This window comes from Streptomyces reniochalinae (assembly GCF_003323735.1).
In the GTDB taxonomy this organism is placed as follows: domain Bacteria; phylum Actinomycetota; class Actinomycetes; order Streptomycetales; family Streptomycetaceae; genus Streptomyces; species Streptomyces reniochalinae.
The window spans coordinates 200994-214861 of sequence record NZ_QOIM01000057.1 but is presented as its reverse complement, the minus strand read 5'-3'; the positions used below and the strand labels follow the sequence as shown (position 1 = coordinate 214861).

At 70.1% G+C, this 13868-nt stretch carries 5 protein-coding genes, 1 tRNA gene and 1 rRNA gene; 6 read left to right on the top strand and 1 reads right to left on the bottom strand.

The features are described 5' to 3' along the window. The 3 genes from rrf to DQ392_RS33605 all read left to right on the top strand — a co-directional run. Window positions 1-112, top strand: a 5S ribosomal RNA gene (rrf, locus tag DQ392_RS33615); the annotation flags it as partial. 97 nt (window positions 113-209) lie between these two features. Beyond that, entirely contained in the window at window positions 210-896 is a 687-nt protein-coding gene (locus tag DQ392_RS33610) for a DegT/DnrJ/EryC1/StrS family aminotransferase (protein ID WP_114019497.1), read from the top strand. Between the two features lie 123 nt (window positions 897-1019). Next, window positions 1020-1092: transfer RNA gene (locus DQ392_RS33605), tRNA-Thr, on the top strand. A 79-nt stretch (window positions 1093-1171) separates the two neighbouring features. On the opposite strand, the gene DQ392_RS33600 is transcribed toward DQ392_RS33605, so the two are convergent. Continuing rightward, entirely contained in the window at window positions 1172-3805 is a 2634-nt protein-coding gene (locus tag DQ392_RS33600) for a SpoIIE family protein phosphatase (protein ID WP_245982304.1), read from the bottom strand. Between the two features lie 452 nt (window positions 3806-4257). Between DQ392_RS33600 and DQ392_RS33595 the strand changes: the two genes are divergently transcribed. The 3 genes from DQ392_RS33595 to DQ392_RS33585 all read left to right on the top strand — a co-directional run bounded on the left by DQ392_RS33595 (window position 4258) and on the right by DQ392_RS33585 (window position 13711). Continuing rightward, window positions 4258-9900 carry a HAMP domain-containing protein gene (locus DQ392_RS33595; protein ID WP_181856683.1) on the top strand — a complete coding sequence of 1881 codons (5643 nt, stop codon included), beginning with the start codon at window positions 4258-4260 and terminating at the stop codon, window positions 9898-9900. 248 nt (window positions 9901-10148) lie between these two features. Further along, window positions 10149-10844 carry a response regulator gene (locus DQ392_RS33590; protein ID WP_114019477.1) on the top strand — a complete coding sequence of 232 codons (696 nt, stop codon included), beginning with the start codon at window positions 10149-10151 and terminating at the stop codon, window positions 10842-10844. A 110-nt stretch (window positions 10845-10954) separates the two neighbouring features. Continuing rightward, window positions 10955-13711 carry an FtsK/SpoIIIE family DNA translocase gene (locus tag DQ392_RS33585; protein WP_114019476.1) on the top strand — a complete coding sequence of 919 codons (2757 nt, stop codon included), beginning with the start codon at window positions 10955-10957 and terminating at the stop codon, window positions 13709-13711. The last annotated feature ends 157 nt before the right edge of the window (window positions 13712-13868 follow it).

Sequence of the window (13868 nt, the reverse complement as noted above, 5' to 3'; positions counted from 1 at the left end):
TGGTCATAGCGTGAGGGAAACGCCCGGTTACATTCCGAACCCGGAAGCTAAGCCTTTCAGCGCCGATGGTACTGCATGCGGGAGCGTGTGGGAGAGTAGGACGCCGCCGAACTCCATGTGAAGTCGTGGTCTCTGAGCGTCAGTTCAGGGACCACGACTTTTTTGTGCGTGGTCACCGGCAGTTCATGTTGCGCGGACATCATCCGGGCATGGGTTCACCACAGTTGACCGCAGCGGGTGTCCGGGCCGGTAGCGAGGTCGTGGTGCCGTCCTTCGGCGGAGCCGATGTCGCCGGGGCGGTGCGCGAGCTCGGAGCGCGGCCTGTCTTCGCCGACATCGACGCCGAGACGTACTGCCTCGCGCCCTCGTCCGTGGCTGAGGTGCTGACGCCCCGGACGGCGGCCGTCGTTCCCGTCCACCTCTTCGGCCGTGGTGCGGACATGGTGGCGCTGCGAGAGGTCGCACAGGATCGTTGCGTGCCCGTCGTCGAGTGGGAGCCGATGGCGCGTGCCGACGCGTTGGACGCGGTGCGGCGGCGGCAGTACGCCGCATACCTCGGCCGACGACTCAGGGGGGTGGTGGCGCCGGCCATCGCGGACGGCGGGGAGCACGCCGTCACGCGGTACGTGGTGCGGGTTCCCGGGAACGGGCGGCCCGACCGGGACGCGTTCAAACAGGCGCTGCGGGCACGGGGAGTGGAGTGCCAGGTACCGGTGAAGACCCCCGCGCACTGGATGCCGGAGTTCCGGGCGGTAGGGCGATTGCCCGTCGCGGAGCGTGCGGCGGAGGAATGCCTCGCGTTGCCGCTTTCCTCGGCCATGAGTAAGCGCGAGCTGCATCAAGTGGTGTCGGCGTGCAATGCCCTCGGCGGCCTCATGCGTGAACGCGCCTTATAACGCCGCCGTGCGTGTGGAGTTCACTCGGCCGAGGCTCGCGAGCGGTTCCGTCGGGGTCCGCGTCGTATGTCAGCCGGTCGTGGGCAGAGCAGCACATGGGGTAAGATCTTTACCGCTGACCGCGCCCCAATAGCTCAGTCGGCAGAGCGTCTCCATGGTAAGGAGAAGGTCAACGGTTCGATTCCGTTTTGGGGCTCTCCGTGAGTAGGTGAAAGGCCCCCGTCGGGTGACGGGGGCCTTTGGCTTTCCGGGGCGGCCGCCAGGCCGGGGACGGATTACTCCGGGACCCGCATGGCCAGGATGGCCATGTCGTCGGAGGGCGCGTCGCTCGCGAAGCGCTCCACGGCGCGCATGATGCGCGCGGCGACGGCTCCCGCGTTCAGACCCGTACAGGTGGCGAGAACGTCGGCCAGGCCGTCGTCGCCGAGCATGCGCGTGCCCTCGCGGCGTTCGGTGACGCCGTCCGTGACACAGAGCAGGACGTCACCGGGGTCGAGCGTGACGGTCTGCTCGTACAGTTCGAGGTCCTCGATGACGCCCAGGAGAGGCTGGGGATCCGCGGCCGGCTCGACGGTGCCGTCCTGGCGCAGCCGTAGCGGCAGGGGGTGCCCCGCGCACACGACCTTCAGCTCGGCGCTGCCGTCCTCCTGCGGGCGCATTTCCCCGTACAGGAGGGTGAGGAAGCGGCTGCGCGCGCCTTCTTCGAGGATGGCGGCGTTGAGGCGCTGGAGCACCATGGGGCCGCCGAGCCCCTCGCGGGCCAGGAGGCGGAGCGCGTGCCGGGCCAGTCCGGTGACGGCGGCGGCCTCGGGGCCCGTGCCGCAGACGTCGCCGATGGCGAAGCCGTAGGTGCCGTCCGCGATCTCGAACAGGTCGTAGAAGTCGCCGCCGACCTCGTTGCCCTCGCCGGCCGCCCGGTAGATGACCTCGCGCTCGATACCGCCTTCCACCTCGGGCAGGTCGGGTGGCAGGAGGCTGCGCTGGAGCGACTGGCTGATGGCGGTGCGCTCCGAGTACAGGCGGGCGTTGTCCAGGGCGAGCGCGGCCCTGCGGGAGAGGTCCTCGGCCAGTTCCAGGATCTCCTGGCGGAAGCGTTCGTCGGTGGGTTTGCCGAGGGTCAGCATGCCGATGACGCGGTTGCGGGCCACCAGGGGCAGGATGACGGTCTCCCCGCCGACGGCCGCCGCCGTCGCGAGAGTGGTGCCGGAGGAGAGGTGGTGGTCCTCGCCGCTGAGCGTGACGTTGCGCAGGGAGGTGCGCAGCGCGGCCGAGTGGGCGGCGTCGGACGGCGCGGTCCACACGCGGGCGCCCGGGGTGGGCACGGGCTCGGGCGGCTCCACCTTTGCGAGCAGGGCCTTGAGGTTGTCGATGCGGTCCTCGTCCTCGTGCAGGACGTAGGAGAGCTTGGGCTCCGAGCCCTGGTCGGCGACGGTGTAGACGGCGCACCAGGTGGCCAGGGTGGGCACCGTCATCTGGGCCATGAGGGCGAGGGTCTGGTCGCGGTCGAGGGTGCCGGCCAGCAGGTCGGAGGCCTCGACGAGGAAGGAGAGGGAGCCGCGGCGCAGCCGTTCCAACTCGGTGAGGCGGGCGCGTTCGACGGCCAGCGCGATGCGGTCGGCGGCGAACTGGAGGCGCAGCGCTTCCTCGTTGGTGTAGCGTCCCGCGCCCTCGGTGGCGACTCCGAGGGAGCCGGTGAGCCGTCCCTCGACCTTGAGGGGGACGGTGACGACGGAGCGCATGCCGGTGCCGTCGAGCAGGGGAGCGGCGCCGGGGACGACGGTCAGGTCCTCGTGGACGGAGGGCATCCGGGCCGATCCGTAGCGGCCGCTGCCGGTCTCCACGGGGACGCGGGCGAAGCGCTGGCGTGCCGAGGGCAGTCCTGTGGAGGCGCGGACCTCCAGCTCCGTCTCGTCGTCGGTGGCGAGCAGCAGGTAGGCGGCGTCGCCGTCGAGCATGTCGCGGGCGCGCTCCACGGTGCGCTGTAGGAGCCCGTCGAGGTCGTCGGGGGCGGGGGAGCCGATGAAGACCTCGAACGGGTCGGCGGAGGACTGCTCCTGGGAGTCCGTGGCGGTGCCGGTGCTGTCGTGCGCGGGCAGGCGGGGCGGGGACTGCAGGATGGCGCGTTCCTGTTCGCGGACCAGCAGGCAGACGGTGGAGGGCTCGCCGTCGCTGTCCCGTACGCGCAGGTGGGAGGCGTAGACGGGGATGGTCCTGCCGTCGGAGCCCCGCATGCCGTAGGAGCCCTCCCAGCGGGAGAGGCGCAGGGCTTCGGCGATGCCTGTCCCCGTGCCGGGGGTGTGGGGCCAGGCGGCGAAGTCGGTGAGTGGTTTGCCGACGACCTGCTCGGCGGGGTAGTCGAACAGGTCGGTGGCGTCCTCGTTCCAGGAGCTGATGGAGCCGCTGCGGTCCACCTGGATCACGGCGACGCGGATGCGGGTGTCGGTGACCGGGAGTGCGGTGTCGGGGAGCGCGGGTCCTGCTGTGCGGGTGCCGACCGGGCGTTCGGGCAGGTCGAGGCGGAACCAGACGCGTTTGTCCTCGGCTGTGTAGTCGACTCCCCAGCGGGTGGCGAGGGCGGCGCACAGCAGCAGGCCGCGGCCTCCTTCGCGGTCGGGCCCCGCGGGCTGCGGGTGGGTTTCCTGGAGCGGCAGCTCGCGTTCGGGGTAGCGGTCCACGACCTCGACGCGTACGCCGTCCTCGTCGCGCAGGCACAGCACCTCGGCGGCCGTACCGGCGTGCACCACGGCGTTGGTGACCAGCTCGCTGGTCAGCACGACGGCGTCGTCGACGATGTCGCCCAGGCCCCACCCCTGGAGGGTGTCGCGCACGAAGCCGCGGGCGGTGGCGACGGAGCGGCCGACCGGTTCGAAGGTGGCGGCGGCTCGCGCGGTGATCACTGGTCTCCCCATGGACGTCCTGTCGGCCAGGCGCACTGGTGTGCGCTGCGCGGCCAGGGCCGCGACGGTGCTCGCATCTTCCCTCGGGCTGTCCTGTGAGACACCGGCCCCCGGCGGGGCCCCCGTGGGAGAGCCCGCACGCTCGGCGCTTTGTTCCTGCGTCACCGCAGCGCCCCTCCGTCGCCCGTCGTACTCACACCGCTGCCCCCTGCCTCCAGTCCCCTACCCGGCGGACCCGGCGGAGCACCCGCCGGTATGGGGGTGAACGGACAGCCGGGTGCCAGGTTACTTACGTATCCCTGGCGCGTGGCTGCCGGATGCCGGTGTTTTCCCCGGGCGGCCCGCGACGAAGTGCGGTATGCCATGCTGCCGAACTGTTATCGCCGGGTTCGGACAGGGTGAAACACTGGGAAGGCTCGGAGTACAACGGCCCGGGCTAGGACGGTCGACCCGCAGGAGGGGCAGTGGAGTCTGGCGCAACCGCGCGTAGCGGCAACACGCGCGCGAAGGGCGGACGGTCCCGGAGGAGCGGAACGGTCGAGGTCGACGCCGCCGCACTGAACCGGCTGCTTGCCGCGCTCACGGCGATGCGGGACGGCAATTTCCGCCGGCGGCTCACCGTCACGGGCGAGGGGCCGATGGCCGAGATCTCCGCCGTCTTCAACGAGGTCGCGGACCAGAACCTGCATCTGACGGGTGAGCTGTCACGGGTGCGGCGTGTGGTGGGGCGTGAGGGGAAACTCACAGAGCGGTTGCAGACCGGTGCCTGCGAGGGCTCCTGGGCGTCGGCGATCGACGCGGCGAACGCGCTGGTGGACGACCTGGTGTGGCCCGTCTCCGAGGTCGGCAGGGTGCTGACGGCGGTCGCGGACGGTGACCTGGAGCAGCGCATGGACCTGCGCTCGCGCGGTTCGGAGGGCGGCGGGCATCCGCTGCGCGGCGAGTTCCTGCGGGTCGGCCGCACGGTGAACGGCCTGGTGGACCAGTTGTCGGCGTTCACCGACGAGGTGACGCGGGTCGCCCGTGAGGTGGGCACCGAGGGGAAGCTGGGCGGTCAGGCGCGGGTGCGCGGCATGTCCGGCTCGTGGAAGGACCTGACGGACTCGGTCAACACCATGGCGTCGCGGCTGACGGCGCAGGTGCGGGACATCGCGCTGGTGACCACGGCGGTCGCCAAGGGCGACCTGTCACGCAAGGTGACCGTGCATGTCGAAGGCGAGATGCTGGAGCTGAAGAACACCGTCAACACGATGGTGGACCAGCTCTCCTCCTTCCAGTCCGAGGTCAACCGCGTCGCCCGTGAGGTGGGCGTCGAGGGCGAGCTGGGCGGCCAGGCGCGGGTGCAGGGTGTGGCCGGCGTGTGGAAGGACCTGACCGACTCCGTCAACCTGATGGCGGGCAACCTCACCTCTCAGGTGCGGGAGATCGCCCAGGTGACGACGGCGGTCGCGAACGGCGACCTGTCGCAGAAGATCACCGTCAACGCGCGCGGCGAGGTGGCGCAGCTCGCCGAGACGATCAACGCGATGACGGACACGCTGCGCACGCTCGCGGACGAGGTCACGCGGGCGGCCAGCGAGGTGGGCACCGACGGGGTGCTGGGCGGTCAGGCGGCCGTGCCGGGCGCCGCGGGGATCTGGAAGGATCTGACGGACTCGGTCAACACGGCGTTCCGGAACCTGACCGCGCAGGTGCGCGACATCGCGCAGGTGACGACGGCTGTGGCCAACGGTGACCTGTCGCAGAAGGTGACCGTGGACGTCGCGGGCGAGATGCTGGAGCTGAAGAACACGGTCAACACGATGGTCGACCAGCTCTCCGCCTTCGGCGCCGAGGTGACCCGCGTGGCGCGGGAGATCGGCGTCGAGGGTGAGCTGGGCGGTCAGGCGGCCGTGCCGGGCGCGGCAGGCACCTGGAAGGATCTGACGGACTCGGTCAACACGGCGTTCCGCAACCTGACGGGCCAGGTGCGCAACATCGCGCAGGTGACGACGGCTGTGGCCAACGGTGACCTGTCGCAGAAGGTGACCGTGGACGTCTCCGGCGAGATGCTCCAGCTGAAGAACACGGTCAACACGATGGTCGACCAGCTCTCGTCCTTCGCGGAGCAGGTCACCCGGATGGCCAGGGACGTGGGCACGGAGGGCCGGCTGGGAGGCCAGGCCCGGGTGGACGGTGTCTCGGGCACGTGGAAGGACCTGACGAACTCCGTCAACTTCATGGCGAACAACCTCACCTCTCAGGTCCGGCAGATCGCGCAGGTGACGACGGCGGTGGCGCGGGGCGACCTGTCGCAGAAGATCGAAGTGGACGCCCGGGGCGAGATCCTGGAGCTGAAGAACACCATCAACACGATGGTCGACCAGCTGTCCGCCTTCGCCGACCAGGTCACCAGGGTGGCCCGTGAGGTCGGTACGGAGGGCCGGCTGGGGGGTCAGGCGCAGGTGCCGGGTGTGGCCGGTGTCTGGCGCGATCTGACGGACTCCGTCAACGGCATGGCGGGGAACCTGACGGGCCAGGTGCGCAACATCTCGCAGGTGGCCACGGCGGTGGCGCGGGGTGACCTGTCGCAGAAGATCGAGGTGGACGCCCGGGGCGAGATCCTGGAGCTGAAGACGACGCTGAACACGATGGTCGACCAGCTCTCCTCGTTCGCCGAGGAGGTCACCAGGGTGGCCCGTGAGGTGGGCACCGAGGGCATTCTGGGCGGTCAGGCGGAGGTCAAGGGGGTCTCGGGCACCTGGAAGGACCTCACGCAGTCGGTGAACTTCATGGCGAACAACCTGACCAGCCAGGTGCGCAACATCGCCGAGGTCACGACGGCGGTCGCGCAGGGCGACCTGTCGAAGAAGATCACGGTGGACGCCAAGGGCGAGGTGCTGGCCCTGGTGACCACGGTCAACACCATGGTGGACACGCTCTCCTCGTTCGCCGAGCAGGTGACCCGGGTGGCCCGCGAGGTGGGTACCGAGGGCCAGTTGGGCGGTCAGGCACGGGTGCGTGACGTGTCGGGTATCTGGAAGGACCTGACCGACAACGTCAACATCATGGCCAACAACCTCACCAATCAGGTGCGCAATATCTCGCAGGTCGCCACGGCGGTCGCGGGCGGTGACCTGACCAAGAAGGTGACCGTGGAGGCCAGCGGCGAGGTCGCGCAGCTCGCGGACACGGTCAACACGATGGTCACCACCCTCTCCTCGTTCGCCGAACAGGTCACCAGGGTCGCCCGCGAGGTCGGCACGGACGGTGTGCTGGGCGGCCAGGCACGCGTCCAGGGCGTGGCCGGTACGTGGAAGGACCTGACGGAGTCGGTGAACTCCATGGCCTCCAACCTGACCGGCCAGGTGCGGCAGATCGCCATGGTGACGACCGCCATCGCCAAGGGCGACCTGACCAAGAAGATCGACATCGAGGCGAACGGGGAGATCCTCCAGCTGAAGACGACCATCAACACGATGGTCGACCAGCTCTCCACCTTCGCCGAGCAGGTCACCCAGGTGGCCCGCGAGGTGGGTACCGAGGGCCAGTTGGGCGGCCAGGCGCGGGTGCCGGGCGTGGCGGGCACCTGGAAGGACCTGACCGACTCCGTCAACGAGATGGCGGCCAACCTCACCCGCCAGGTGCGGGCGATCGCCGACGTCGCCACCGCGGTGACCCGGGGCGACCACAACGTGCGCATCGACGTGGACGCGGCCGGCGAGATCCTGGAACTCCAGGGCTACATCAACACGATGATCGCCAACCTGCGCGACACCACGCAGACCAACCAGGAGCAGGACTGGCTCAAGGGCAACCTGGCGCGGATCTCCGGCCTCATGCAGGGCCGCCGCGACCTGCGGGACGTGGCAGGGCTCATCATGAGCGAGCTGACTCCCGTGGTCTCCGCGCAGCACGGCGCCTTCTTCGTCGCCCTTCCCCAGGGCACGCCCGAGGGCGCCGGGGGCGTGGGCGCGGGGCCGGGCGAGAACGGCTCGTACGAGCTGCGGATGCTGGGCAGCTACGGCTACTCGACGGACACCATGCCCACCTCCTTCCTGCCGGGCGAGTCCCTGATCGGGACGGCCGCCGAGGAGAAGCGCACCATCGAGATGGGCAACGTCCCCTCGGGGTATCTGAAGATTTCCTCCGGTCTCGGCGAGGCACCGCCCGCGCACCTGGTGGTGCTCCCGGTCATCTTCGAGGGAACGGTGCTCGGCGTGATCGAGCTGGCGTCCTTCCAGCCGTTCGGGCAGATCCACAAGGACTTCCTGAACCAGATCGCGGAGATGATCGCGACCAGCGTCAACACCATCAGCGTCAACATGCGCACCGAGCGGCTGCTGGAGCAGTCGCAGGAGCTGACCTCGCAGCTGCGGGACCGCTCGGCGGAGCTGGAGAACCGGCAGAAGGCGCTCCAGGAGTCGAACGCGGCGCTGGAGGAGAAGGCCGAACAGCTCGCCCAGACCAACAGCGACATCGAGATCAAGAACCGGGAGATCGAGGAGGCGCGGCAGGTTCTGGAAGAGCGTGCCGAGCAACTATCCGTCTCCATGCGCTACAAGTCCGAGTTCATGGCCAACATGTCGCACGAGCTGCGCACCCCGCTCAACTCGCTGCTGATCCTGGCCAAGCTGCTGGCGGACAACGCGGAGAGCAACCTGACGCCCAAGCAGGTGGAGTTCGCCGAGACGATCCACGGCGCGGGCTCGGACCTGCTCCAGCTGATCAACGACATCCTCGACCTGTCGAAGGTCGAGGCGGGCAGGATGGACGTCAGCCCGACGCGGATCGCGCTGGTGCAGCTGGTGGACTACGTGGAGGCCACCTTCCGGCCGCTGACGGTCGAGAAGGGCCTGGACTTCTCGGTGAGCGTCTCGCCGGAACTCCCCGCCACCCTGCACACCGACGAGCAGCGGCTGTTGCAGGTGCTGCGCAACCTGTTGTCCAACGCGGTGAAGTTCACCGACAGCGGCGCCGTCGAGCTGGTGATCCGCTCGGCCCGCTCCGACGTGCCGGACGCGATCCGCGAGCAGATGCTGGAGAACGGTTCGCTGCGGGACCCGGACGCGGAGCTGGTCGCCTTCTCGGTGACCGACACCGGTATCGGTATCGCGCAGAGCAAGATGCGGGTCATCTTCGAGGCGTTCAAGCAGGCGGACGGTACGACGTCCCGCAAGTACGGCGGCACGGGGCTCGGGCTGTCGATCAGCCGGGAGATCGCGCGGCTGCTCGGCGGTGAGATCTTCGCGGCGAGCGAGCCGGGCCGCGGCTCGACGTTCACGCTCTACCTGCCGCTGCACCCCAGTGAGCTGCCGCCCCAGGGGTACGCGCAGCTGCCGGCCGGCGGAGCGGCCACGACGGCCCTGCCCGAGCTCAGGGCGGGCACGTCCGCCGGTACCCCGGGCTCGTCCGCCGGCGCCTCTGGCGAGGCCGCAGGCGGCGGCGAGGCGCCCGGGGCGGGGCAGGTGCCGGGGTCGCAGCTGACGGCCGAGGAGGCGGCACACGCGCTCGCCGACCGGCGCAGGCTGCGGGACGCGAGCGGGCAGGCGCAGCCCGAACTGCCGCCGGAGGCGCAGCCGGCCGCTTCGCAGTCGTCGGGCGGCGCGGTTGCCGGACGGGCGCCGGCGGAGCAGCAGGGCGGCGTGATGGACGAGGCGGAGCGGTCCGTGGAGCCCTTTGGCGGGGCCCAGGCGGCTCTTCAGGAGGGCCAGGAGGTGCCGGCCGCGGCTGCGGGGGGCGCGAGCGACCTGGCGGGCCGCAAGGTCCTCATCGTCGACGACGACATCCGCAACGTCTTCGCGCTGACCAGCGTGCTGGAGCAGCACGGCCTCCAGGTGCTCTACGCGGAGAACGGCCGTGAGGGCATCGAGGTGCTCGAGCAGCACGACGACGCGGCTGTGGTGCTGATGGACATCATGATGCCGGAGATGGACGGCTACGCGACGACGGCGGCGATCCGCAAGATGCCGCAGTTCGCGGGGCTGCCGATCATCGCGCTGACCGCGAAGGCGATGAAGGGCGACCGGGAGAAGTCCATCGAGTCGGGCGCCTCGGACTACGTCACCAAGCCGGTGGACACCGATCATCTGCTGTCCGTCATGAGGCGGTGGATCAACGGCGGGTGAATATGGCACCGTGTCGCGGAGGACCACGTGCTGACTCGCTGTGGTCAAAAGCGTGTGGCGGCACGGTAAACCGGGAACTTTTTGGTCCCCTGGGGCGTTTCCGCTACGTGCACAGTGACATCACGGTGACAGGGTGTGGTGGGCCGCAGGGTGCGGCTACCATGACCGGCACAAGGACGGGCGGCGGCGACAGAGAGCCGCTCCCAGGGGCGGCGTCCGAGAGGCTGCCGGGGCGAGGAGGACGGGCCATGGTGCAGAAGGCCAAGATCCTCCTGGTCGATGACCGGCCGGAGAATCTGCTGGCGCTGGAGGCGATTCTCTCCGCGCTCGATCAGACGCTGGTGCGGGCATCGTCAGGGGAGGAAGCGCTCAAGGCGCTGTTGACCGACGACTTCGCGGTCATTCTGCTGGATGTCCAGATGCCGGGCATGGACGGCTTCGAGACGGCGGCGCATATCAAGCGCCGCGAGCGCACCCGCGACATCCCGATCATCTTCCTCACGGCCATCAACCACGGTCCGCACCACACCTTCCGCGGCTACGCGGCGGGCGCGGTCGACTACATCTCCAAACCGTTCGACCCCTGGGTGCTCAGAGCGAAGGTCTCCGTCTTCGTCGACCTGTACATGAAGAACGTGCAGTTGCGTGAGCAGGCGTCACTGCTGCGGCTCCAGTTGGAGGGCAACGGCGGCCGGCAGCACGCGGAGCCGTCCGAGGACGGCGGCGAGGCCCCGGGCCTGCTGGTCGAGCTGTCGGCGCGGCTCGCGGCCGTCGAGGAGCAGGCCGAGGCCCTCACCAAGCAGTTGGGCGACTCGGCTGACGCCGCGACAGCCGCCACCGCCGCGCATCTGGAGCGCAAACTCGCCGGGCTGCGCCGGGCACTTGACGCCCTGGAGCCCGGCACGGACGGCGACCCCTCGACCCAGGTGCCCTCCCAGAACTGACGGCGTCAGGCGGGGCGTCCTGTTTGGTCTGACGGGGCCACAGCTGCGGGCTGTTCAGTTGCTCCCGGTCATCCGTGCCTCGCGTGCCCGGCACAGGTAACCTCACACCTATGGCCTCACGCGCGTCGGGAACAGGGAAGGCAGCCAAGAAGGCGCCCGCGAAGAAGGCTGCCCCGAAGGCGGCCAAAGCGGCCCCGGCGAAGAAGGCACCCGCCAAGAAGGCGCCCGCGAAGAAGGCCGCGGCCAAGCCGCCCAAGGGCAAGGCGAAGGCCGCGCCGTCCCCCACGAGCGGCGTCCTGAAGGTCTTGAAGGCGTGCTGGCTGGGGCTGGCGCACGCCGTCGCCGGGGTCTTCCGCGGGATAGGGCGCAGCGGCAAGGCGCTGGATCCGGCACACCGCAAGGACGGTCTGGCCCTGCTGCTGCTGGGGCTCGCGCTGGTCGTGGCCGCGGGGACCTGGTCCAATCTGCAAGGCCCGGTCGGCGATCTGGTCGAGATGCTGGTGACCGGCGCCTTCGGCCGCCTGGATCTGCTGGTGCCGATACTGTTCGCGGTGATCGCCGTACGGCTGTTCCGGCATCCGGAGAAGCCGGAGGCCAACGGCCGCATCGTCATCGGGCTTTCGGCGCTCGTCATCGGTGTGCTGGGTCTCGTCCACCTCGGCTGCGGGGCGCCGGGCAGGGGCGCGGGCGGTGACGCGCTGCGGGACGCGGGCGGCCTGATCGGCTGGGCCGTGTCCCGGCCGCTGATCTTCACCGTCGGCGAGATGCTGGCGGTGGCGCTGCTGGTACTCGTCACGGTCTTCGGGCTGCTGGTGGTGACGGCCACGCCGGTCAACGCGATTCCGCAGCGGTTGCACGCCGCCGGGGTGCGGCTCGGCGTCGTACAGCCCGTGCCCGGCTACGACGACGACGTCGAGGACGACGAGGCCTCCCGCCCCTCCCGGCGCGCCCACAGCATGCGCAAGGAGCAGATCGAGCCGGCCCTCGCGGAGAAGGAGGCCCTCGACCGCCGCAGGACAGCCCGCAAGGGCAAGCGCGGTGCCGGTACGCAGCAGCCGCTGCCCGAGAGCGAGGCCGGGGACGGTGCCGAACGCACCCTGGACGCCGTGGACGTGGCCGCCGCTGCCGCCGCGTCGCTGGACGGCGCCGTGGTCAACGGTATCCAGCCCTCGCCGGTGGTCGCCGACCTGACCAGCTCCGTGGCCAGGTCACGCGGCAAGGGCCGGCGCAGTCCGTCCGGCGACGCCACGGTGCCGGGGGCGCGGGGCGAGTCGGCGGGCGGCGGTGACGAGGAGTCCAGCGGGCGCACTCCCGTTCCCGACCTGACCAAGGCGCCGGCGCCGCCCGAGCCCACCGAGCTTCCGACGCGGGCCGAGCAGCTCCAGCTCGCCGGGGACATCACCTACGCGCTGCCGTCCCTGGACCTGCTGGAGCGCGGCGGTCCAGGGCGCTCCCGCAGCGAGGTCAACGACCAGGTGGTGGCGTCCTTGACCACCGTCTTCACCGAGTTCAAGGTGGACGCCGCCGTCACCGGCTTCACGCGCGGCCCGACGGTCACCCGCTACGAGATCGAGCTGGGTCCCGGCGTGAAGGTCGAGAAGATCACGGCGCTGGCGAAGAACATCGCGTACGCCGTCGCCAGCCCGGATGTGCGGATCATCAATCCGATCCCCGGCAAGTCCGCGGTCGGCATCGAGATCCCCAACAGCGACCGCGAGATGGTCAACCTCGGTGACGTGCTGCGCTCCGCCGAGTCGATGGACGAGGACCACCCGCTGCTGGTCGGGCTCGGCAAGGACGTGGAGGGCGGTTACGTCTCGGCCAACCTGGCGAAGATGCCGCACATCCTGGTCGCCGGTGCCACGGGTTCGGGTAAGTCGTCCTGCATCAACTGCCTGATCACCTCGGTGATGGTCCGGGCCACGCCCGAGGACGTGCGGTTGGTGCTGGTCGACCCCAAGCGGGTGGAGCTGACCGCCTACGAGGGCATCCCCCACCTGATCACGCCGATCATCACGAACCCGAAGAAGGCCGCCGAGGCGCTCCAGTGGGTCGTCCGCGAGATGGACCTGCGCTACGACGACCTGGCGGCGTTCGGATTCCGCCACATCGACGACTTCAACGAGGCGGTACGGGCCGGGCGCATCACGGCGCCCGAGGGCAGCGAGCGGGAGCTGGCCCCCTACCCGTACCTGCTGGTGATCGTCGATGAGCTGGCGGACCTGATGATGGTGGCCCCGCGCGACGTCGAGGACGCGATCGTGCGGATCACCCAGCTGGCGCGGGCCGCGGGCATCCACCTGGTGCTCGCCACCCAGCGCCCCTCGGTGGACGTGGTCACGGGGCTGATCAAGGCGAACGTGCCCTCACGCCTCGGCTTCTCCACCTCCTCCCTGGCCGACAGCCGCGTCATCCTCGACCAGGCGGGCGCCGAGAAGCTGATCGGCAAGGGCGACGGCCTGTTCCTCCCGATGGGCGCCAGCAAGCCGACCCGTATGCAGGGCGCCTACGTCAACGAGCAGGAGATCCACGGCGTCGTGGAGCACTGCAAGGCGCAGATGGCGCCCGTCTTCAGGGACGACGTCACCGTGGGGCAGGGCAAGAAGAAGGAGATCGACGAGGAGATCGGCGACGACATGGACCTGCTCTGCCAGGCGGCGGAGCTGGTCGTGACGACCCAGTTCGGTTCCACCTCGATGCTCCAGCGCAAGCTGCGGGTGGGGTTCGCCAAGGCAGGGCGGCTGATGGACCTGATGGAGTCGCGGGGCGTGGTGGGCCCCAGCGAAGGGTCCAAGGCCCGGGACGTGCTGATCAAGCCGGACGAGTTGGACGGGGTGCTCACGACGATCCGGGGCGGCGGGGAGTAACCGGCGTCCCGGCGGCCGCGGTGCTGCACTCGGCGGACGTCCCGCTCACTCGAAAGGACGAGCGAGGCAACCGTTTCCGTGGTCCGTACGTCAAGTTGAGGGAAAGAGACCGCGACGGCGCACACGCGCGCCGGTTCGCGCTGGTCTCCTCCGCCCT